Source organism: Sharpea porci (assembly GCF_009695655.1).
Lineage (GTDB): Bacteria > Bacillota_I > Bacilli_A > Erysipelotrichales > Coprobacillaceae > Sharpea > Sharpea porci.
On sequence record NZ_VUNM01000001.1, the window covers coordinates 1 to 21,920 of the forward strand.

Annotated in this window: 19 protein-coding genes and 1 rRNA gene; 2 read left to right on the forward strand and 18 right to left on the reverse strand. The window is 38.6% G+C overall.

Translation table 11 applies throughout. The features are described 5' to 3' along the window. The 6 genes from FYJ79_RS00005 to FYJ79_RS00030 form a co-directional block, all read right to left on the reverse strand. Nucleotides 1–1,014 (reverse strand): 16S ribosomal RNA (locus tag FYJ79_RS00005); the annotation flags it as partial. 253 nt (nucleotides 1,015–1,267) lie between these two features. Beyond that, nucleotides 1,268–2,041 (reverse strand): pyrroline-5-carboxylate reductase, encoded by a 774-nt coding sequence (gene proC, locus FYJ79_RS00010; RefSeq protein WP_154513944.1) that lies wholly within the window; start codon nucleotides 2,039–2,041, stop codon nucleotides 1,268–1,270. Nucleotides 2,042–2,088: 47 nt separating this feature from the next. Beyond that, on the reverse strand, nucleotides 2,089–3,156 hold the full coding sequence (gene ftsZ, locus FYJ79_RS00015; protein ID WP_154513945.1) for a cell division protein FtsZ: 1,068 nt from the start codon (nucleotides 3,154–3,156) through the stop codon (nucleotides 2,089–2,091). 21 nt (nucleotides 3,157–3,177) lie between these two features. After that, nucleotides 3,178–4,446, reverse strand: a complete 1,269-nt coding sequence (gene ftsA, locus FYJ79_RS00020) for a cell division protein FtsA (RefSeq protein WP_154513946.1) — start codon at nucleotides 4,444–4,446, stop codon at nucleotides 3,178–3,180. A 169-nt stretch (nucleotides 4,447–4,615) separates the two neighbouring features. Beyond that, nucleotides 4,616–5,596, reverse strand: coding sequence for an asparaginase (locus FYJ79_RS00025; protein WP_154513947.1), 981 nt, complete (start codon nucleotides 5,594–5,596; stop codon nucleotides 4,616–4,618). A gap of 56 nt (nucleotides 5,597–5,652) precedes the next feature. Then, nucleotides 5,653–6,273, reverse strand: a complete 621-nt coding sequence (locus FYJ79_RS00030) for a lysoplasmalogenase family protein (RefSeq protein ID WP_154513948.1) — start codon at nucleotides 6,271–6,273, stop codon at nucleotides 5,653–5,655. Nucleotides 6,274–6,320: 47 nt separating this feature from the next. Between FYJ79_RS00030 and FYJ79_RS00035 the strand changes: the two genes are divergently transcribed. After that, nucleotides 6,321–7,121, forward strand: a complete 801-nt coding sequence (locus FYJ79_RS00035; protein ID WP_154513949.1) for a Cof-type HAD-IIB family hydrolase — start codon at nucleotides 6,321–6,323, stop codon at nucleotides 7,119–7,121. Here FYJ79_RS00035 and dtd read toward each other — a convergent pair. Beyond that, nucleotides 7,118–7,570 (reverse strand): D-aminoacyl-tRNA deacylase, encoded by a 453-nt coding sequence (dtd, locus tag FYJ79_RS00040; RefSeq protein ID WP_154513950.1) that lies wholly within the window; start codon nucleotides 7,568–7,570, stop codon nucleotides 7,118–7,120. The genes FYJ79_RS00035 and dtd overlap by 4 nt on opposite strands. A 50-nt stretch (nucleotides 7,571–7,620) precedes the next feature. On the opposite strand from dtd, the gene FYJ79_RS00045 reads away from it, so the two are divergent. Then, nucleotides 7,621–8,898 carry a replication-associated recombination protein A gene (locus tag FYJ79_RS00045; RefSeq protein WP_154513951.1) on the forward strand — a complete coding sequence of 426 codons (1,278 nt, stop codon included), beginning with the start codon at nucleotides 7,621–7,623 and terminating at the stop codon, nucleotides 8,896–8,898. Between the two features lie 69 nt (nucleotides 8,899–8,967). Here the strand turns inward: FYJ79_RS00045 and FYJ79_RS00050 are convergent, their stop codons facing one another. The 11 genes from FYJ79_RS00050 to recA form a co-directional block, all read right to left on the reverse strand. After that, entirely contained in the window at nucleotides 8,968–9,318 is a 351-nt protein-coding gene (locus FYJ79_RS00050; RefSeq protein WP_154513952.1) for a hypothetical protein, read from the reverse strand. Next, the gene (gene miaA / locus FYJ79_RS00055; RefSeq protein WP_154513953.1) at nucleotides 9,306–10,226 is read right to left on the reverse strand and encodes a tRNA (adenosine(37)-N6)-dimethylallyltransferase MiaA; all 921 of its coding nucleotides are present in this window, start codon (nucleotides 10,224–10,226) and stop codon (nucleotides 9,306–9,308) included. Before miaA ends, FYJ79_RS00050 begins: the two co-directional genes overlap by 13 nt. Next, complete coding sequence (gene mutL / locus FYJ79_RS00060; protein WP_154513954.1) at nucleotides 10,227–12,029, reverse strand: DNA mismatch repair endonuclease MutL; 1,803 nt, start codon at nucleotides 12,027–12,029, stop codon at nucleotides 10,227–10,229. It abuts the gene before it with no gap. A gap of 12 nt (nucleotides 12,030–12,041) precedes the next feature. Then, nucleotides 12,042–14,537, reverse strand: coding sequence for a DNA mismatch repair protein MutS (gene mutS / locus FYJ79_RS00065; RefSeq protein WP_154513955.1), 2,496 nt, complete (start codon nucleotides 14,535–14,537; stop codon nucleotides 12,042–12,044). Nucleotides 14,538–14,613: 76 nt separating this feature from the next. Continuing rightward, the gene (locus tag FYJ79_RS00070; RefSeq protein ID WP_154513956.1) at nucleotides 14,614–16,122 is read right to left on the reverse strand and encodes an IMP dehydrogenase; all 1,509 of its coding nucleotides are present in this window, start codon (nucleotides 16,120–16,122) and stop codon (nucleotides 14,614–14,616) included. A gap of 47 nt (nucleotides 16,123–16,169) precedes the next feature. Continuing rightward, nucleotides 16,170–16,511 (reverse strand): YlbF family regulator, encoded by a 342-nt coding sequence (locus FYJ79_RS00075; RefSeq protein WP_195836968.1) that lies wholly within the window; start codon nucleotides 16,509–16,511, stop codon nucleotides 16,170–16,172. Further along, on the reverse strand, nucleotides 16,504–17,946 hold the full coding sequence (gene miaB / locus FYJ79_RS00080; RefSeq protein ID WP_154513958.1) for a tRNA (N6-isopentenyl adenosine(37)-C2)-methylthiotransferase MiaB: 1,443 nt from the start codon (nucleotides 17,944–17,946) through the stop codon (nucleotides 16,504–16,506). Before miaB ends, FYJ79_RS00075 begins: the two co-directional genes overlap by 8 nt. A 65-nt stretch (nucleotides 17,947–18,011) precedes the next feature. Continuing rightward, complete coding sequence (locus FYJ79_RS00085) at nucleotides 18,012–18,263, reverse strand: hypothetical protein (protein WP_154513959.1); 252 nt, start codon at nucleotides 18,261–18,263, stop codon at nucleotides 18,012–18,014. A gap of 92 nt (nucleotides 18,264–18,355) precedes the next feature. Further along, nucleotides 18,356–19,147 (reverse strand): TIGR00282 family metallophosphoesterase, encoded by a 792-nt coding sequence (locus FYJ79_RS00090; RefSeq protein ID WP_154513960.1) that lies wholly within the window; start codon nucleotides 19,145–19,147, stop codon nucleotides 18,356–18,358. 40 nt (nucleotides 19,148–19,187) lie between these two features. Further along, the gene (gene rny / locus FYJ79_RS00095; RefSeq protein WP_154513961.1) at nucleotides 19,188–20,732 is read right to left on the reverse strand and encodes a ribonuclease Y; all 1,545 of its coding nucleotides are present in this window, start codon (nucleotides 20,730–20,732) and stop codon (nucleotides 19,188–19,190) included. Nucleotides 20,733–20,856: 124 nt separating this feature from the next. Continuing rightward, nucleotides 20,857–21,903, reverse strand: coding sequence for a recombinase RecA (recA, locus tag FYJ79_RS00100; protein WP_154513962.1), 1,047 nt, complete (start codon nucleotides 21,901–21,903; stop codon nucleotides 20,857–20,859). Nucleotides 21,904–21,920 lie beyond the last annotated feature (17 nt).

Sequence of the window (21,920 nt, forward strand, 5' to 3'; positions counted from 1 at the left end):
CATGATCTCTCATGCGCCTGGATCGATGTCAAGACCTGGTAAGGTTCTTCGCGTTGCTTCGAATTAAACCACATGCTCCACCGCTTGTGCGGGCCCCCGTCAATTCCTTTGAGTTTCATTCTTGCGAACGTACTACTCAGGCGCGATACTTAATGCGTTGACTCCGGCACCGGGGATCTCTTCCCCGACACCTGGTATCGATCGTTTACGGCGTGGACTACTAGGGTATCTAATCCTATTTGCTCCCCACGCTTTCGGGAATGAGCGTCAGTGCAGGCCCAGACCGTCGCCTTCGCCACTGGTGTTCCTCCATATATCTACGCATTTCACCGCTACACATGGAATTCCACGATCCTCTGCCGCACTCCAGCCGTCCGGTTTCCATGGCTCACTGAAGTTGAGCTTCAGTCTTTTACCACAGACCCTCACGGCCGCCTGCTCCCTCTTTACGCCCAATGATTCCGGATAACGCTCGCCACCTACGTATTACCGCGGCTGCTGGCACGTAGTTAGCCGTGGCTTTCTCGCGAAGTACCGTCACCCGGCAGGGCATTTCCTCCCTCCGGCGTTCTTCCTTCGCAACAGAACTTTACGACCCGAAGGCCTTCGTCGTTCACGCGGCGTTGCTCGGTCAGGGTTTCCCCCATTGCCGAAAATTCCCTACTGCTGCCTCCCGTAGGAGTCTGGGCCGTGTCTCAGTCCCAGTGTGGCCGTCCGCCCTCTCAGGCCGGCTACGCATCGTCGCCTTGGTGGGCCGTTGCCCCGCCAACTAGCTAATGCGCCACAGGCCCATCCTTCAGCCGTCCCTGTATGGACGTTTAACAGGAAGGGGATGTCCCCTCCCTGCCTATGCGGTCTTAGCAGCCGTTTCCAGCTGTTGTCCCCCTCTGAAGGGCAGGTTGCCCATGTGCTACTCACCCGTTCGCCACTGAGCGCCGAAGCGCTCCGTCCGACTTGCATGTATTAGGCACGCCGCCAGCGTTCATCCTGAGCCAGGATCAAACTCTCCATCGTCTCATGGAGAGCATCTAGCTCTCTTATGCTTTCATTCTTCCGAATGTCAATTCTTGTTTTATCTGACGTGTTTCTGTTCAGTTATCAGTGTTCGGCTTGCACTCCTTGCTGAGTGCTTATTAACTATACCATTGCCCTTTTCTCTTGTAAAGCCTTTTTTTATCTTTTTTGCAAAAAAATGCTTGAGAATCGAAATTATGCTTATATAAACAAAGATAAGGACCCTGTATCGCCAAAGTCCTTACCTTCTCTACTAACATGCTTTATCAATAGCTTCAATAAAAGCAGATCTAACTCCCGCATCTTCAAGCGCTTTAACGCCACGAATTGTCGATCCTCCAGGAGATGTAACATTGTCCTTTAAAATACCTGGATGAAGTCCTGTTGCAAGCTGCATCTTTCCTGCCCCAAGAACCGTCTGACTTGCAAGCTTATATGCAGCTGCTCTTGGAAGACCATTCTTCACAGCACCATCTGCCAAACCTTCAATGACAAGATAGAGATAAGCAGGTCCACATCCTGATAAAGCACCTCCAACATTCATTAAATGGGAAGGTAGAACTTGTGTAGAACCAATATGATTTAACATATCAACAACAAACTGATACTCTTCTTCTTTTAAACTATGCTTTTCTTCAAGTAAAAGCATTCCTTCACACACTTCAACAGGAGTATTTGGCATAATAGTCAAATGTCTTGTTGAGGCATCAAGAAGTTGATTATATTTTTCAAAATCATAACCTAAGGCAATACTCATTACTGCTTTATTCTTAAGATCATCATGAACATCATTAATAACACTCTCCAATACTTGTGGCTTTACAGCTACAATGACAAGCTCACTCTGAGCAATGACTTCATGATTATTTTCGCACACTTTAATGCCTCTATCATTTGCTTTCATACGTGCCTGTTCACTAATATCAGCACCACATATATCATTAGCTTGAAGATAACCTGCTTTGATGATTCCCGTCATCAAAGCAGAAGCCATATTTCCCATACCAATAAAACCAATTTTATACATTTTGAATTCTCCTTATACAATAATAAGCCTCCTAGGGAGGCTTTCTTTTAGAACTTTCTATTCTTTAAGAAGATAGGCATATCTTCGTCATCTTCTTCTTCCTTAGGTGCAGCAGGTTTAGCCTTTGCAAAAGTATTGAATTCAGGTTCAATCTGAGCTTCATCCAATTCATCTTCAAAACCAGTTGCAATAACAGTTACAATAATAGAATCATCTAACTGATCATTGATTGCAACACCAAGAATTGTATTCACTTCATTACCAACAGCTTCTCTAATTGCAGCAAGTGCTGTATTGGCATCATAAAGTGTAATATTTGGTCCACCTGTCACATTAACAATGGCATCTTTTGCCCCAGCAATTGATACATCAAGAAGTGGTGATGAAATAGCACGCTTAGCTGCTTCTTCAGCTTTGTTGTCGCCATCACTAATACCAATACCAATTAAGGCTGAACCACGATCCTGCATAATAGAACGCACATCCGCAAAGTCAAGGTTGATAAACGCAGGAACAGCAATTAAATCTGTAATCGTCTGAACACCCTGTCTTAAAACATTATCAGCTTCTCTAAACGCTTCTGCCATTGGCTTACCACCAATTGCATCCAATAAGCGATCATTACTCACAACAATAATAGAATCCACATTTTCTCTTAATTCCATTAAGCCAGCCTGAGCCTGTCTTGCTCTCTTTGGGCCTTCAAATGTAAATGGTGTTGTGACAACAGCGACAGTTAATGCCCCAAGTTCTTTTGCAATCTTCGCAACAACAGGAGCAGCACCTGTTCCAGTTCCACCGCCCATACCAGCAGCAATGAAGACCATATTAGCACCAGTTAAAGATTCTCTAATATCGTTTTCTGCTTCTACAGCTGCTTTACGGCCAACATCTGGATTTCCACCAGCACCTAAACCATGTGTTAAATCCTTACCCAAAACAATCTTATTGACATTTTCAATGCCCTTCATCATCTGTGCATCAGTATTCGCACAATAGAATTCAACACCTCTCACACCATCAGTGACCATTCTATTAACAGCGTTACATCCTCCGCCGCCAACACCGACTACTTTAATTTTCGCAACCTGTATAAAATCCATATTTTCATCCATGTTTATAAATCCTCTCTTTTTCTATTCATCATCACTAAAGAAATTCTCTAGGACTCTTTTTAATGTTTTCTTTGGCATTTTACTTTCATCTTTAGCTTTTGTGAAGCCTTTTAACCTAATGTTCATTGTACTTGAAATATCAGGTAGTGTCAAAGACACATGATCCTCACCAAGGAATTCTTTTCGATCATTTAAATAATATAATAATCCGAGTGCAGGCACATAACTCATATCACGCACACCAATTGTTTCTGGGCGATAACAACGAACAGGTGCATTCAATACACCACTCGCGACAACATCAAGACTAGGAAGTTCACCACCCCCACCAACAATCACCGTTTCATAACTACGGCCATCATTGATGACATCAATCTTTGTCTTTATCTCCTCCATCATGTTCTCTACTGCTTCACGTAAAACATCTGATAGATCTTGTTGTGTGTAGCTCACAATTTCATTATCCACCTTATTGGAATGAATGATATCATCATCACCAACATTCTTCTCACAAGTCCCATACTTAATCTTGTAGCGTTCAGCTTTATCCATGGAAATCCACCATTTTTCACTAATTGCTTTAGTTAATTCATAACCACCAGTATTGGCTTGGGCAATATACTTCAAATATCCATCTTCGTAGAATGATACCGTTGAAGAATAACAACCAATATCTATCAAGATTGCACCTTCTTTTAAGTATGCTTCATCAAAAGCTTCAAGAGCAGAAGCATAAGCATCAATCGTAACATCTAATAATTCTAGTCCAGCTTTTTCAACTGCTTCAAGATATCCATAGAAGAATTTCTTCTTGCTTGTCACAATCATGGAATCCACCTTTAATGATGCCGAACGCATGCCTAAAGGTATTTGATTCGTACTCTTTGTATCAAGTGCATAGTGAATAGGAATTGTAGATACAATTTCTTCATCACGATTACGTTGAAATCTTGTAGAAAGCTTGAGAGCACGAACGACATCATCAATGACAATCTTATCATTCGCATTATTGACCTTTGTGATGCCATCTCCCTGATAAATTCTCGCATTGATTGAAGGCAGCACTAAGCCTACTGATGTAATTGTTGTATTCAGTTCTTCATCTGCTTCTCTTACAATATTTTTGATATCTTCGACCAGAGCATCCGCATCAGTGATAATACCTCTACGTACGCCATGGCTTGTAACCTTACTTGAAAAGAGAATGTTTACATTTGCACTTATCACTTCAGCCACTACTAACTTCAATGTTGTAGAGCCAATATCCAAAGTAGCATATATTTCTTTCATCATATTCTCCTTTAATTTATTTACTCTCTAATAATAACATAATTGAGACTTCTTTAAAACATGAAGTGTAGCGAAATACATGGATTTTCGGTATTTTTTTCATCACGACATTTCTCGTTTTATAGAAATGTCTACAAAGAAAAAAAGAGAAATCCTTTTTGACTCCTCTTTAGTATGTTTTAAAAAATTGTTCGATTTCTTCACGTTTTTTTGTTCTTGTAAGACAAAGGGCAAGCAATATACGGGCCTTAAAAGGACTCAGTGTATTAGATCCCACAAATAGATGTTCAGGATCAAAGACAGGTTCATCGAAAACAATGGCATGTGCAACACGTGAAGAGCGTACAATCACAATACCCTTTCTTGCCAATTCTTCGAGCTTATCAACCCATTGCTTTGAGAAATTCCCACTGCCCGTACCAACAACAACAATGCCTTGAGAATAGGTACTAACTGCCTCCAACAATAGAACTGGTGCACCTGCATAATAAGTAACAAGACTCACATTGGGCAATGATTGATAATGTTCATGACTAAATAACGAATAGATGGTATGATGCGTAACTGGTCTTGTAGAAATATAGACTTCATCATCTCGCATATAGCCAAGCGCCCCGCTCCCATTATGACCAAAGGCATCAATTTTATAATTATTGACCTTTTCAATACCTCTTGCAGAATAAATTGTACTAGAAAATAATGCCATGATTCCACAACCAATCGCTTTATCATTTGCAGCTAAAGCAATAGCTTGATAGAGATTGAAAGGGCCATCTGCACTTGTTGCTGTAGCTGGTCTCATTGCTCCTGTTAAGACTACAGGCTTAACTGTATGAACAGTTAAATTTAAAAAATAGGCTGTTTCTTCTAGTGTATCCGTGCCATGTGTGACGACAATGCCATCAACATCATCCCGACTTGCTTGTTTATTGATCATATCTAACAGCGCAAGCCAGTGTTGTTCATTCATTTCATTGGAATCAACACTTAAGAGTTGAATCATTTCAATATTGGCAATATCTTTGACCTGAGGAATGGAAGCGAGAACTTCTTCCACCTCAATCGTACCAGCACGATAATCAGCCGTTTTACCAGCTTCACCACTACCAGCAATCGTTCCTCCTGTCGCTATCACTACAATCTTCTTCATTATTTACCCCCAAAAATCATAACCCTACAATCTCATGACTATAAAAAGAGAATCATTTAAGCGAACATTACACTTAATGCTATAAACAACATTCCTATGTAATAAAGAGTCAAGACAATAGCCCCTATCCATTTTGGTGATGCTGGAACATAGACATAGGCCAGTTCAAAAATATCACTAATAAAATAAAGTCCATAGCCAAGTGCCAACACATTGAAAAACGGATGATTATAAGTGACAGCCATCACAAGTGTTGAAGAAAAAGCTAAAGCGAGGACGAAGGAATATACAAAGGCATAAGGGCGGTCTTGTTCTAAAACCACAATTTCCTTTTCATCAAGAATGGTCAAAATAATCATTGCCACAACAGGTAAAATAAACTGATAAGGCGTAAGCTTGAGATATAAGCTAAAAATACCAATCATCACAAGATTGCCAATAATAAAAGCAATAATGCCAAGTTTCATTTTTTCTCTTTTAAAGACCAACAAAAAGTCCCCTAAGGCAAAGAATGCCAATGCTATTCCAAAAAGAAAACCAAGTCCTTTGGTAAGGCAGGCAATGGCGACAAAAGCAATCGAACACAATGTTTTCGTATAAATAAAATAACGGCTTTTATGGGTTAAACCCATCAACACCATCAAACCAAGATAAATGATATAAATAGGAAAATGCATACATATCCCTCCATTTCTATGTTACAATGCCTAGCGAGGTGAAGAAAATGATAAAAATGATTGCTACCGACATGGATGGCACATTCTTAGATAGTAATAAACAATTTGATTATGAATTTATTTCATTATTCTATAAGATGCAAGAAAACAATATCAAATTCGTCATTGCCTCTGGCAACCAGTTTTTGAGACTCTTCCATCAATTTATTCCCATGAGCGAAGATATCTATTTTGTAGCAGATAATGGTGCTTATGTTGGCAAAGGTGCAAGACCTCTTTATCTTGATTTAATCGAGCCAAATAAGCTAGAAGCTTGTCTTGATGTTTTAGCACAACATAAGAATCTGATGGTCATCATGAGCGGGCGTAAACATACCCATGTTTTAAAGAAGGATGAAGCATATCTTGATGTTGTTAATAAGCATTATCGCAATGTCCTTCTCCATGATCAATTTGATCATATTGATGATGATATTTTGAAGCTAGCAGTTTATGATCCTACAAGTGATATCCATCAGTATGAAAACGAATTAAAGAAGCTTGTTCCCCATGATATGTCCGTTGTGACCGCAGGTAATGAATGGGTTGATATTCAGAATCTTGGGACGAATAAGGGGAGTGGTATTCGCTATCTTCAAAAAGAACTCCATATTGCTCCTGAAGAATGCATGGCTTTTGGTGATGCCATGAATGATTTTACATTGCTTAAAAGTGTTAAATATGGCATTGCCATGGCGAATGCAGTTGATGAAATCAAACATATTGCCTATAGTCAATGTCCAAGCAATGATCAACAAGGCGTTCTCAAAATCATACGTCAGGTTCTTGATGGCAAATTTAGATATTAATGAAAGAGCTCATCACTATCTAATATGATCGTGACTGGACCATCATTGACTAATTCACATTTCATATCAGCCCCAAAGATCCCTTTTTCAACATGAATTCCAGATTCTTCAAGTTTGGTATTAAAGAGATCATAAAGAGGTGATGATATATTTGGTTTTGCTGCTTCGACAAAGCTCGGTCTTCTTCCCTTGCGACTATTCGCATAAAGGGTAAACTGGGAAATGGATAGAATAGCACCTTCAACATCTAATAAAGACAGATTCATTTTTCCTTCTGAATCTTCAAAGATACGTAGATGAATGATCTTATCGACCATACGATCAATGATGGCTTCATCATCCCCATCTTTAAATCCTACTAAAATCATATATCCCTGATGAATTTGGCCATGCACCTTTCCTTCAATGGTCACTGATGCACGGCTTACTCTTTGTAATACAATACGCATAACTCTTCCTCTCTTAAAAAGCATTATATCAGTTTTTGGAGGTGTATACAATGCACACAACATTAGCACACAATATGCGTCCTGTTTCCTTAGATGACGTTATTGGACAAAAGCACCTCGTTGGTGAAGGTGCTATTTTAAGACAAATGATTAAAAAGAAGCATCCCATGAGCATGATTCTCTATGGCCCACCTGGTTGTGGAAAAACAACCATTGCGAAGGCCTTTGCCCATGATCTTGATATTCCCTATCGCCTCTTTAATGCTTCAACTGGCAATAAGAAAGAAATGGATCAGATTATTGCTGAAGCAAAGCTCAGTGATGGTCTATTTGTAATTATTGATGAGATTCATCGCATGAACAAAGATAAACAGGATCATCTTCTTCCCCATGTTGAAAGTGGCTTACTAACAATTGCTGGGTGTACAACAGCCAATCCTTATCATTCCATCAATCCAGCTATTCGTTCTCGCTGTTCGATTTTCAAAGTTGAACCGCTAACCAATGATGATATTATCGATGGTTTAAAAAAAGCAGTTGTATCTCCTCATGGCCTTAACAACGCTTATCAATGCGATGAAGATGCCTATTCTTATATCGCAAAAATATGTGCTGGAGATATCCGTTATGCCTATAACTGTCTAGAACTAGCCACAATCTTTGTAGAAGACAACCATATCAAAAAAAGTGATCTAGCCACAGTCATCCCTCAAGCCAACTTACAATATGACAAAGATGAAGATCAATATTATGATACATTAAGTGGCCTACAAAAAAGCATCCGAGGCAGCGATGTGAATGGTGCACTTTACTATCTTGCCAAGCTTATTGAAGTGGGCGATTTAGAATCACTTGAACGTCGTTTGCTTGTGATTGCCTATGAAGATATTGGTCTTGCTAACCCGAATGCAGCTATGCGTACAGTACTCGCTTTTCAAGCAGCCAAGACCGTGGGCTTTCCTGAAGCACGTATCCCCCTTGCTCAGGTTGTTATCGATTTATGCCTTTCACCAAAATCCAAATCAAGCGAATATGCTATTGATGCAGCGATAGCTTCTTTAAAAGCCCATCCATATAATGCCCCAAAGTATTTACGTCTCTCCCCTGTCGGCCTTAAAGAAGAAGAAAAATATGACTATGACTGTCCAGAAATGTGGGAATATTTACAATATCTTCCTGATGAAATCAAAGATGCCATCTTCTATCAGCCTGCCCATACCTCGAAGTATGAACAAGCTCTTGCCAATAACTACGAACGCTTATTACGTCATGGTCGCAGTAATTCCATACCAGCTATTAAAGATGCACTCAAAAAGCACCAACATTAAGACACCTCAAACAGGTGTCTTTTTCATAGCAAAAAAGCTGATATTCAAACAAATACCAGCTTTAAACAACTATTTCTTTTTCTTAGGATTCTTTTGTGCTTCTTTCACGACAAAATAGATTTTCCCAAAGCCAAAGACCAGCCCACCAAGCAATACCACTTCTCCGGCAATAAAAATGAGTTGATGATGGACATAATCATCTAAGAAAAAAAGAGCAGCCGACAAAATCAAAGCACAGCCAATAAAGCCAAGCCATTTTCCCACGTTTTCAGCATAAGCATAACGATTGCGTAAAGGAATACTTTCAAGATTCTTCTCTGAATAGAAAGCTTTCAGATTATGCTTAGTCACTAATTGTCTAGAGACATATATTAAGTAAACCCCTACAATAATCATAATGATATTGACTATTTGATCCATACATCCACATCCTTTTCTACATCATCAACAGTTTTCTCAAAATGTTCAAGATTCACTTCATACCAGTTAACATGCATTTGATTATTAAACCAAGTATATTGTCTTTTCGCATACTGACGACTATGCGTCTTAATTGCTTCAACAACTTCGATTTTACTTTTATCACCACGATAATAATCAAACCATTCCTTATATCCGATTGCTTTCATAGATTGCCAATCTTCCTGTGCTCCACTCTTCATTAAACGATCAACTTCTTCTTCAAGACCATGATCCATCATGACATGGACACGATGATCAATGCGTGAATGTAATAAAGGACGAGGTAATGTTAATCCGATAAGGTAGGCATTATAAATCATCTGATGATTTTGTGCAGCTTCAATAGCACTTTTCTTTTGTCCCGTTGTCTCATAAATTTCAATAGCCCTTAATACACGACGGCGATTGTTGGGATGAATATTATATGTAGCTTCTCGATCAATGGCTAATAAATGCTGGTAAAGAGCCTGATTATCTAAATGTGCATACTTTTTTTCTATTTCTTCATGATTGCTTTCACTTTTTTCAAAATGATAATCATATAACACAGCCTTAATATAAAGACCTGTTCCCCCAACAATAATAGGCATCTTGCCTCTTTCTGTAATCTCATCAATCTTCTGACGTACTGTTTCTTGAAATTCCATGACAGAATAGCTTTCATCGGGATTCTTGACATCAATAAGATGATGAACCACACCTTGCATTTCTTCTTTTGTCACTTTGGCCGTTCCAATATCCATAGTCTTATAAATCTGCATGGAATCACCAGAAATCACTTCACCATCATATTTTTTTGCCAGTTCAATCCCTAATTTCGTTTTCCCAACACCTGTGGGTCCTACCACAACTAATACTTTTTCCATTTAATTCACCTTTTTAAAAAGCTTTTCTAATTCATAATCACTATAGAAGACAAATGTTGGATGGGACTTAATATCTACATAAGGATTATCACAACGCATTAAATCATCAAGAATTGCCTGCATTGCTTGTTGCGAAAGATAAGTATTGTCTTTAATGCTTGCCTGGTTGGCTAGTGATTTGATAGCTTCTTCCATTAATTCAATCACATCTAATTGTTGGTTAGAAAGGATTTGTTCTATCATTTGTTCGATGAAAGAGGTTGGATCACTCATATCCATCCACATCGGTAATTCTCTGACACAATAAGTGTGTGGTCCCATCACTTCTAGTTCAATCCCCACTGCCTTTAACTCATTTTTATGTTCTTCTAGCCTCATAAATTCTGATGGCGTATATTCTAAGGTTACTGGTACAAGCAAAGATTGCATATGGCGGTCAAGCTTCTGGTAGGCATTCTTGTATCTTTCATAATGTATCCGTGTTAAGGCTGCATGCTGGTCCACAAGATACATCCCGCGTTCATTCTCCCCAATAATATAACTGCCGCGAATTTGTCCCTTGGCATAGATTTTTTCTTTGATTGGATTTTGTGGAAGATCTTTCAGACTTGTTTTTTCTTCTTTCTGATAGTCTGCATGCTCATCCGCAACCTTTTCATCCTCTCTTAAATCCAATGTCATCTGATCATAGACAGGCTCATCATTGAGTTCAATGACGTCTTCCTGTATAGGTTCTTTAAATACAAAGGGCTCTTCTTGCACCTTTTCAGTTTGAAAAACGAATGGCTGACTAGGCTCTTGATGAATTGTTTCAGCAGGTTCTTGAGGTTTTAAAACAGCATTGATACCTTGTGTAATAATATCATGAAGTTCCTGCTCTTTTGAAAAACGTACTTCTAGCTTTGCTGGATGCACATTAACATCGACAAGATAGGGATCAACTTCAATATTTATAACAGCAATAGGAAAGCGTTTATCTGATAGGTATTGACGATAGACATCATTAATAGCATCAATACTTTTCTTATTCTTGACATAACGATGATTCACAAGCGTGATAATATGGTTCTTGGAAGCACGGGTTATCTCTCTGTTTGAAACATAACCAGAAATAGAAAATTCCTCATTTCCAAAATCAACAGGAATCATATTTTTAGCCACATTCATACCATAAATCACCGCAATCACTTCTAATAACTGCCCTGAGCCATTGGTACGGAAGATCTCACGCCCATTATGGCTTAAACTAAAAGCAATTTCACTATGTGCTAAGGCAAGACGTTCTAAATAAGTATAAATAGCTGCAAATTCCGCATTAACGCTCTTCATATATTTGAGTCTTGCGGGTACATTCTGGAAAATCTTTTCAACAGTAATCTTCGTCCCTTGTGGACAATCAAGATAACCTACTTGTGTACGATTGCCAAATTCATAAATAACCTGACTGCCTTCATGGCCATCATTGGTCTCTAAGGAGAATTTCGCAATGGAGGCTATTGAAGGAATAGCTTCTCCTCTAAAGCCTAAAGTTGTGATATTGAAGAGATCATGATCATCTTTGATTTTACTTGTTGCATGACGAGAAAAGCACATTAAAGCATCTTCATGACTCATGCCAATACCATCATCAATAATGGTCATTGACTCCATGCCACCTTCAGTCACAAGAACATCAATCTTACTTGCCTTGGCATCAATACTATTTTCTACCAATTCCTTAATGACATTGGCTGGTCTTTCAACAACCTCACCAGCTGCTATTTTATTAGCAGTATCGGCATCTAACTGATGAATTCTATTCATTTAATCCCCTTTCTACAACATTTTCTTTAATTCAATTAATGTACTTAATGCATCCAAAGGACTTAAAGCCATTGGATCAATTTGTTTTAAAACTTTTTCGACTTCACTTTCTTTTTCCACATAAACAGGTTTTGTCGTTGTGAGTGTCTTTTCAATATTATTATCTTCTAATGACTGCAAGATGACCTGCGCACGATTGATGACTTCATCAGGTAATTGGGCCAGTTTAGCAACATTAATCCCATAGCTTTCAGCCGATGGTCCAGGGGCAATTTTATATAAGAAGCGAATCGTATCCCCACTGACATCCGCAGAAGCATGAACATTGCGAATACCTAATTCTTCTGACATATAAGTGAGTTCATGATAATGTGTGGAGAAGAGTGTTAAGGCATGTGTATGATGAGCTATATATTCAATAATACCTTGTGCTAAGGCCATGCCATCAAATGTCGCTGTCCCACGACCTATTTCGTCAAAGATAATAAGTGAATTTTCTGTTGCATAGCGTAATGCATTATTCGCTTCCAACATCTCAACCATAAACGTCGATTGCCCACTAATAAGATCATCACTCGCCCCAATACGAGTAAAGATCTGATCGAAGATAGGTAATGAAGCTTCTTTAGCAGGAATGAATGAACCAATCTGACTCATAATGACAGCTAGGCTGACTTGTCGCATATAGGTCGATTTACCGCCCATATTGGGACCAGTTATCAAGAGAATCTCATGATCACGGTCCATCTCACAACTATTGGCAATATAATTCTGATGTTTAATAACTTCTTCTACTACAGGATGACGTCCATCAACAATATGGAGGAGATGTTCATCATTAAAGTGTGGACGAACATAATTATTCTTGCTAGCGACACTTGCCAAGGTTGTATAGACATCGATATGTGCAACAATCTTTGCCACATCCTGAATTTTATGTACATAGTCCTTGATATAGTTTCTTATCTGCACAAAGATTTCATGTTCTAGTGAGACAATACGATCCTGGGCAGAAAGAATCTTATCTTCCATTTCCTTTAGTTCCGGTGTCACAAAACGTTCGGCATTCGTTAATGACTGCTTACGTGTATAGCCAAATTCTTCTTTAACTTGTGGCAAGAAGGACTTGGTGATTTCAATATAATAGCCAAAGACACGATTGTAGCCTACTTTGAGCCCACGGATGCCTGTGCGCTCACGTTCTTTTTCTTCAAACTGGGCAAGCCATTTGCGTCCATTCTTTTTCATATCACGCAGTTCATCAAGTTCGCTAGAATAGCCATCTTTGATGATCCCACCTTCATTAAGATGAATAGGTGGATCATTCACAATAGCTTGATCAATAGTATTGGTGATATTCGATAAATCAACAAGCTGATGAGCTAAAGTTGTAAGCTGGGGATGGTTGATTGAAAGAAGATTATTCTTTAAGCTAGGAATGACCTTGAGGGAAGCTGCAATCCATTTGAGATCGCGAGGATTAACATTCCCAAAGGCTATTCTTGTTGCTAGCTTTTCTAGATCATAAATATCTTTGATCATATCTCTAATTGTTTCACGATCAAGAAAGTTCTCAACAAAAACTTCAACATTATCAAGACGTTCTTCTATACGACTTCTATTCACCAATGGCTGTTCTATCCATTGCTTCAACAAACGTCCACCCATGGCAGAGTTAGTATGATCCAATAGCCACAATAATGAGCCATATTTCTCACCAGCTGCACCTTGAACAAGCTCTAAGGCCTTTTTCGTATAACCATCCATCGTGACATATTCATCATCCTTGATTTCAACAACTTCTTGCATATGATCAAGATCACGTTTTTGTGTTTCAATCAAATAATTCAATAATAATGAAGCAACACGTATTTGTTTTAAATCAGAAATATGTTCAAAGAGTTTGGCATAATGATCTTTGACTTTATAATCCTTAAACTCAGAAACCATGACATGTTCAATGTCATGTGCTTCTTCCATGACGATTTCCTTAAAGCCAAGGGCTTCAATACGTGTCTTAAGTCCATGTTCATTTTTAGGCATATTTAAGACAAAGAATTCACCAGTAGAAAGATCAGCGTAGGCTAATGTGTAATTGAATTCAAAAATGCCAAGAGCGCCAATAAAGTGATTGGAAATTTCATTCGCATGAAAATCCATCAGCGTTCCCGGTGTGACCACCTGCACAACACCACGCTTAACAATTCCCTTCGCTTTTTTAGGATCTTCCAGCTGTTCGACAATGGCCACTTTATACCCCTGCTTAACAAGTGTCTCAACATATCCTTCAACTGCATGATGAGGAATGCCACACATTGGAACACGTTCCTTCACACCTGCATTTTTGCCCGTTAAAGCGAGATTAAGAAGCTTGCTGCCTTTTATTGCATCATCAAAAAACATTTCATAAAAATCCCCTAAACGATAAAAAACAAATGCATCTTGATAATCCTTCTTTAATTCTAGATATTTCTCCATCATTGGTGAATACTTTTCTTTTTTAGCCATATTTTTCACACTCCGTTGTGATATTATAGCACAATTTCCAACAAGAAAAAAAGGACACATTATGTGTCCTTAAGTATTATTGATTCTGATTAGGAGTAGATTCCTTTAATAAGACATCATGTGCTCCACCTTCAACAATAGAAGTCGCTGAGACAAGTGTAATCTTAGCCTTCTTCTGGAGTTCAGGAATAGTAAGAGCTCCACAGTTACACATTGTATGTTTCATCTTAGAGAGTGATAAAGCCACATTATCCTTCAATGAACCAGCATATGGTACATAAGAATCAACACCTTCAACGAATGAAAGTTTCTTGTCGCCACCTAAATCATAACGCTGCCAGTTTCTAGCACGTGCAGAACCTTCACCCCAGTATTCCTTCATATATGTGCCATTGATCATGATCTTTCTTGTTGGTGATTCGTCAAATCTTGAGAAATAACGACCAAGCATCATGAAGTCACTGCCCATAGCTAAAGCAAGAGTCATATGATAGTCATAGACAATACCACCATCACTACAGATTGGAACATAGATACCTGTTTCTTCAAAATACTGATCTCTTGCGCGGGCAACATCAATTGTTGCAGTTGCCTGGCCACGGCCAATACCCTTTGTTTCACGAGTAATACAGATAGAGCCACCGCCAATACCAATCTTAACGAAGTCAGCACCAGCTTCAGCTAAGAATCTAAATCCTTCACCATCAACGACATTACCAGCACCAATCTTAACACGATCGCCATAATTTTCTCTTACCCATTTGATTGTCTGACGCTGCCATTCTGTATAACCTTCTGATGAATCAATACAAAGCACATCAACACCAGCATCCACTAAAGCAGGAATACGTTCTGCATAATCTCTTGTGTTGATACCAGCACCAACCATATATCTCTTCTTGTCATCAAGTAATTCATTAGGATTAGATTTTCTTGATTCATAGTCTTTTCTGAAAACAAAATAGAGTAAGTTCTGGTTTTCATCAACAATTGGTAATGCGTTTAACTTATGATCCCAGATAATATCATTAGCTTCTTTAAGTGTCACACTCTTAGGTGCTGTAATAAGCTTTTCATATGGTGTCATGAAATCAACAACTTTAGTATCAGGACTCATTCTGCTGACACGATAGTCACGACCAGTAACAATACCAAGAAGTTTGCCATTTGGCTGACCGCCTTCAGTGACAGCCATTGTACTATGACCTGTTGTTTCTTTAAGAGCCAATACATCTGCTAATGTCGCTTGAGCAGAAAGGTTGGAATCAGAAGTTACAAAACCAGCCTTATAATTCTTTACTCTCTTAACCATAGCAGCCTGAGACTCAATGCTCTGTGAGCCATAAATAAAGGAAATGCCGCCCTCTTTCGCAAGTGCTACAGCCATCTTATCATCAGAAACTGCCTGCATAATAGCTGATACCATTGGAATATTTAAAGAAATTGCAGGTTCTTCGCCTCTTCTATATTTCACTAAAGGGGTCTTTAAGGAAACATTGTCCGGTATGCAATCTGGTCCAGTATAGCCTGGAACTAAAAGATATTCACTAAAAGTATGTGATGGTTCATCATAAAAATATGCCATTTTCTTCTCTCTCCTATCCTATTTTGACCATAATAAACAATTTATCACTATAAATCAATATCTATAGCTAATCCATTATTAATTATTGCTTCTACTTCCAATAATAAGTCGTTGACTTCTTCTTTTAATTGTAAATAGTTCACGACAAGGGGATGATTAGTGAAAGCTTCATAAGCTTCATGATACTGCTTATTAAGGCTTTCATAGTTGTCATCATCATGCACCTTGGCTTGTAAGAGATCTTGTTGAAGCAGCTTGATCTGTTTTTCGCTTTGAGCAAGTTCTTTATGTTCTTTGATCAATGCTTCATAATGCTGAAAGGCTTTGACAGCTTCTTCCGCTAATAAAGCTTGATTAAGTTTTAAGGCGATTTCTTTTGTATTAGGCAATCTGCTCACCTTCAAGTGTCCATGTCTTAGTATTCGTAATCTTGACTTTGACCATCTTGCCAATATCTTCCTTATTGCCCTTAAAGTTAATCAGCTTGTTGTGTTCCGTATAGCCAGAAAGAATTTCTGGATTACGTTTAGAAGGGCCATCAACTAATACCGTAGCAATATGTCCCAAGTATTTCGCATTGGCTTGATTAGCGTATTTATTGACAACTTCATTTAAACGATATAGACGTTGTTGTTTTTCTTCCAATGGAATATTGTCTTCCATAGCTGCTGCTGGAGTACCAGCACGAGGTGAATAGACAAATGTATAGGCAAGATCATACTGACAATGTTCATAAAGTGAAAGTGTATCTTCAAACTGTTCTTCTGTTTCATTTGGGAAGCCAACAATGATATCCGTAGTGATCGCTACCCCTGGAATCTTTCTCTTCAACATATCAAATAAAGCAAGATACTGTTCACGCGTATATTTTCTACCCATTGTCTTTAAGACATCACTATTACCCGATTGTACAGGCAGATGGATATAAGGCATGATATTGTCATACTTAGCAATGACGTCAGCCATGGCTTCAGTAAAGTCCCATGGATGGGATGTTGTGAAACGGATTCTAGGAATACCCGTCTTGGCAACATCTTCTAATAGGTTCGCAAAGGAATAATCTTCATCAAGATCTAACCCATAGCTATTCACATTCTGGCCAAGTAAAGTAATTTCCTGATAGCCATCAGCAACTAACTGACGCACTTCATCTAGGATTTCTCCCTTTAAACGCGAACGTTCCTTTCCTCTCGTATAAGGGACAATACAATATGTACAGAACTTATTACAGCCATACATAATATTGACCCAGGCTTTAGTCTTGCTGGCACGATGACTTGGGAGATTCTCAATAACATCGCCTTCCTTGCTCCAGACTTCTAGCACCATTTCCTTCTCTAACATCGCACTCTTTAATAATTGTGGTAAACGATGCAAATTATGTGTACCAAAAATTAAATCAACCTGTGGATATTTCGCAAGAATCTTATTGACAACAACTTCCTCTTGCGTCATACAACCACAAATACCAAAGATAATATTAGGATTTGTTTTCTTGACTGTCTTTAGATAACCAATCTTACCAAATACCTTTTCCTCGGCATTTTCTCTTACTGCACATGTATTAAGTAAAACAACATTGGCCTGATGAATATCATCAGTAGGCTGATAGCCCATCATCTCTAAAATACCAGCTAATGTTTCAGAATCTCTTTCATTAGCCTGACAACCATATGTTTTAATATGATAGTACTGTCCCTGCCCAATATTCACCATATCAGGGGGAATCTCAAATGCATTTTCAATATGCTTAATATCTTCTTTACCACGGCTTCTTGCCTCTTTAAGGCTTGGACCGTTAAAATATTGACTATAATCTTTCATTTATATAAACACCCTTTCAGGGAAGCATTATATCAAATAAAATGAAAAAAATAAGGCTTTTTGCCCTATTTTTTAAAGAATGTATCTGGCTGAATTGAGAAATAGAGAACCTTACCAGCAGGAGTCGCTTTAAAAAGGCTCTTTAAATGAGCGGCTGTTGCTTCTGCATCTAATTCAGATTCAACAGTAAATGTTGCTTTAATACCTTTCTTTCCTTCAAAATGACATGAAGTAATCTTGTCATCCGTATAACCATCAAAGAAATCAATAAGCTTCTGCACCTGAGCAGTCTGCATTAAAATTGTATGTTGTGCCATAAAATGTTCCTCCTTATATCTTCCTTCGCCATTATAACATATTATGAGAGATATTGGTGCAACCTCTTTCATTTATTATCAATTCTTTACATTCACTTTTCAAAAGAATGCTGAGGATCTATTTGAATTCGTTCAATATGTGTACACTGATTCGTAATATCATCAATCGTCAATAAAGTAGCTAAGAACTGCCCTTCCCCCTTAGCTAGGGTAAAAGGTGTCATGATACCTTTAAGATTACGTTCAATAATCGTTTCAGCCTGACAGCCAATGACACTGACATAAGGCCCCGTCATACCAATATCACTTTGAAAAGCTGTACCCTTGGGTAAAATATGTTCATCTGCTGTTGGCACATGCGTATGCGTACCCACAACTGCAGTCACCCGACCATCAACAAAGTAACCAAAAGCCGCCTTATCGCTTGTCGTTTCCCCATGGAAATCAATAATATGAATATCACTTGTATCTTCTTCTAAAAGGGGCTCAATAGCTTCAAAGGGATTCGTACTCTTAGGATCCATAAAAGTCAATCCCAGGAGATTTGTAACACGGATACTCTTATTGCCGTAAGTTATCACTCTGCTCCCAACTCCTGGTAAGGCTTTAGGACGATTGAGAGGTACGATTAAATTGTTGGCTTCATCAATATAATCAAAGATTTCTCTTTTTGAATAGGTATGATTACCCATCGTAATAAGGGCAATCCCATCCGCCAGCAACTCTTCATAATGCTTTCTAATAAGCCCCTTGCCATGCGTTGTATTCTCGCCATTCGCAAAGACAACATCAACCTGATATTTTTCTTTAACTAAAGGTAAATATGTGGCCACCATATTTCTACCAATCTCACCAAATATATCACCAATAAATAATATTTTCATCTACTCTCTCCTCTAGAAAAAAATCACTCCAAAGGAGTGATTATTTCGCAATTTCATTCGCACGAATCTCTCTAATAACAGTGACTTTGATATGTCCTGGATAAGTCAATTCGTTTTCTATCTTTTCTTTGACATCTCTAGCAAGCTTATGTGCCTTGAGATCATCAATCTTTTCAGGATTTACAACCACACGAATTTCACGTCCTGCCTGAATCGCAAAGACTTTATCAACGCCATCAAAGTCCTTCGCAATAGCTTCAAGCTTTTCAAGACGCTGAATATAATTTTCAACAGATTCACTACGGCTTCCTGGTCTTGCAGCTGAAAGCGTATCTGCCGCTGCTACAAGAATGGAAATAATGGAATTTGCAGGAACATCACCATGATGGGATTCAATCGCATTAATGACAATCGCATTTTCTCCATACTTTTTCGCAAATTTAGCACCCAATTCCACATGGCTACCTTCCATTTCATGATCAAGAGCTTTACCGATATCATGAAGTAATCCGGCACGTTTCGCAAGCTGCTGATTTAAGCCAAGTTCGGCGGCCATAATTCCGGCAAGATGAGCAACTTCTACGGAATGCTGAAGGGCATTTTGGCCATAGGATGTTCTAAATTTCATCTTACCAATTGTCAACAATTCATCTTTCTTAAACTTCGATAGACCACAGCTAAAGACAGCATCTTCGCCAGCTTTCATCATGATCTCTTCAACTTCTTTTTTCGTCTTTTCAACCACTTCCTCAATACGTCCTGGCTGAATACGACCATCTTTAATCAGTTTTTCAAGAGACTGTTTCGCAATCTCTCTTCGAACTGGATCAAAACAAGAAATAGTGATAACTTCAGGTGTGTCATCAATAATCAGTTCAGTCCCTGTCGCATTTTCAAACGCTCTGATATTACGACCTTCACGACCAATAATACGACCTTTCATTTCTTCACTTGGCAGGGCTACGACATTCACTGTTCTTTCCACAGTTTCTTCCTGCGCATAGCGGTTGATAGCTGTCGCAATAATATCCTTTGCATAAAGAGAAGCTTTCTGGTTTGCTTCATCTTCACGTTCCTTGATATAAGCAGTAACCTCGTTTTCCATTTGGCGTTCGACCTGCTTGAATAATTCATCATGAGCTTCCTGAGCACTCATGGCAGCAATTTTCTCAAGTTCCTTGACTTTTTCATCAATTTGATTCTTGAGCTGACTTTCTAATTTTCCTAGTTCTGCTTGTTTCTTATCTAATTGTTTAGCACGTTGATCTAAAGAATCTTCTCTACCTTGCAAAGCAATATCTCTTCGATCAATATTATGTTCTCTCTCTAAGAGCTTATTTTCAAATTTATCGAGTTCTAACTTCGAAGCTTTTGCTTCTTTTTCAGCTTCCAGCTTGTACTCATAAGCTTGTGTTTTCGCATCTAGAGTCGCTTCTTTGACAATATTGTCTGCTTTCGCTTGCGCATCTTCAATGATTTTTTGTGCTTCTGTACTGGCTTTTGTGATATGCATTTTGTTCAGTACATAATTCAGAATTAATCCTAATACAATACCAAGAAGAACATAGGCTAGGCTTTCTAACATCACTTATACCTCCTATGTATTCAATAAAATGTGTTTTTCACACATTTCAATTATACCGTACGCTATATGAAATTTCAATGCACGAATGTATTGATACCAATACATTCCATCAAAAAAAGAAGGCCTAGCCTTCTTCTACAACACCCTGTTCTTCTTGTTCTGGGAAAAGTTTTGCCTTTACCTGTGCTTCAATAGCCTGCATAATTTCTGGATTATTATCTAAATATGCCTTAGCATTTTCACGTCCCTGACCAATCTTTTCTCCTTGGTAAGCATACCAGGCACCTGATTTTTCAATAATATCATAATTTGTCGCTAAGTCTAGCACTTCACCATCATGGGCAATACCCTTGCCATAAATGATATCTACTTGGCAAGTCTTAAATGGTGGAGCTACTTTATTCTTTACGACCTTGATATTTGTCTTATTACCTACGACTTCACCATTGAGCTTGATTTGCTCACTACGTCTGATTTCAATACGTACAGAAGAATAGAAACGTAGCGCTCTACCGCCTGTCGTCGTTTCTGGATTTCCAAAGACAATCCCAATCTTCTCACGCAACTGGTTAATGAAAATCACTGTACAATTTGTTTTATTCATGACCCCAGAAAGCTTTCTTAACGCTTTAGACATTAAACGTGCCTGCAAGCCCATATTCTGGTCACTCATTTCCCCATCTAATTCTACCTGTGGAACAAGTGCGGCTACTGAGTCAATAACAACCAGATCAATCACACCACTTCTCACCAGCATTTCGGCAATTTCTAATGCCTGTTCACCACTATCTGGCTGGGAGAGAATTAAATTGTCCGTATCCACACCTAGGTTCTTCGCATAAACAGGATCAATCGCATGTTCAGCATCAATAAAGGCCGCCTTACCACCCTGTTTCTGACATTCAGCAATCGCATGTAAAGTCAACGTTGTTTTACCTGAAGATTCAGGACCATAGATTTCAATAATTCTCCCCTTAGGATATCCCCCAATGCCTAGTGCACCATCTAGCTGAAGGGAACCTGATGGAATAACATCCACATTAACTGCTGGGCGATCACCTAGGCGCATAATCGATCCTTTACCAAATTTCTTTTCAATTTGTTTTAAAGCATCATCCAATGCAGCTTCATTAGCAGAATCTGTATTTGTTGTTTTGTCTTTTCGTGCCATAAAAACACCTCCTATAT

What these genes read in the sequence shown, in the direction of transcription:
- proC (WP_154513944.1), bottom strand. Translation starts at nt 2,041, where the DNA reads ATGTATAAAATTGGTTTTATTGGTATGGGAAATATGGCTTCTGCTTTG.
- mutS (WP_154513955.1), bottom strand. Translation starts at nt 14,537, where the DNA reads ATGGCTAAAAAAGAAAAGTATTCACCAATGATGGAGAAATATCTAGAA.
- FYJ79_RS00085 (WP_154513959.1), bottom strand. Translation starts at nt 18,263, where the DNA reads ATGGCACAACATACAATTTTAATGCAGACTGCTCAGGTGCAGAAGCTT.
- FYJ79_RS00025 (WP_154513947.1), bottom strand. Translation starts at nt 5,596, where the DNA reads ATGAAGAAGATTGTAGTGATAGCGACAGGAGGAACGATTGCTGGTAGT.
- dtd (WP_154513950.1), bottom strand. Translation starts at nt 7,570, where the DNA reads ATGCGTATTGTATTACAAAGAGTAAGCCGTGCATCAGTGACCATTGAA.
- recA (WP_154513962.1), bottom strand. Translation starts at nt 21,903, where the DNA reads ATGGCACGAAAAGACAAAACAACAAATACAGATTCTGCTAATGAAGCT.
- FYJ79_RS00090 (WP_154513960.1), bottom strand. Translation starts at nt 19,147, where the DNA reads ATGAAAATATTATTTATTGGTGATATATTTGGTGAGATTGGTAGAAAT.
- FYJ79_RS00070 (WP_154513956.1), bottom strand. Translation starts at nt 16,122, where the DNA reads ATGGCATATTTTTATGATGAACCATCACATACTTTTAGTGAATATCTT.
- FYJ79_RS00035 (WP_154513949.1), top strand. Translation starts at nt 6,321, where the DNA reads ATGATAAAAATGATTGCTACCGACATGGATGGCACATTCTTAGATAGT.
- FYJ79_RS00050 (WP_154513952.1), bottom strand. Translation starts at nt 9,318, where the DNA reads ATGGATCAAATAGTCAATATCATTATGATTATTGTAGGGGTTTACTTA.
- FYJ79_RS00030 (WP_154513948.1), bottom strand. Translation starts at nt 6,273, where the DNA reads ATGCATTTTCCTATTTATATCATTTATCTTGGTTTGATGGTGTTGATG.
- ftsZ (WP_154513945.1), bottom strand. Translation starts at nt 3,156, where the DNA reads ATGGATGAAAATATGGATTTTATACAGGTTGCGAAAATTAAAGTAGTC.
- miaB (WP_154513958.1), bottom strand. Translation starts at nt 17,946, where the DNA reads ATGAAAGATTATAGTCAATATTTTAACGGTCCAAGCCTTAAAGAGGCA.
- mutL (WP_154513954.1), bottom strand. Translation starts at nt 12,029, where the DNA reads ATGAATAGAATTCATCAGTTAGATGCCGATACTGCTAATAAAATAGCA.
- rny (WP_154513961.1), bottom strand. Translation starts at nt 20,732, where the DNA reads ATGTTAGAAAGCCTAGCCTATGTTCTTCTTGGTATTGTATTAGGATTA.
- ftsA (WP_154513946.1), bottom strand. Translation starts at nt 4,446, where the DNA reads ATGAAAGAAATATATGCTACTTTGGATATTGGCTCTACAACATTGAAG.
- miaA (WP_154513953.1), bottom strand. Translation starts at nt 10,226, where the DNA reads ATGGAAAAAGTATTAGTTGTGGTAGGACCCACAGGTGTTGGGAAAACG.
- FYJ79_RS00045 (WP_154513951.1), top strand. Translation starts at nt 7,621, where the DNA reads ATGCACACAACATTAGCACACAATATGCGTCCTGTTTCCTTAGATGAC.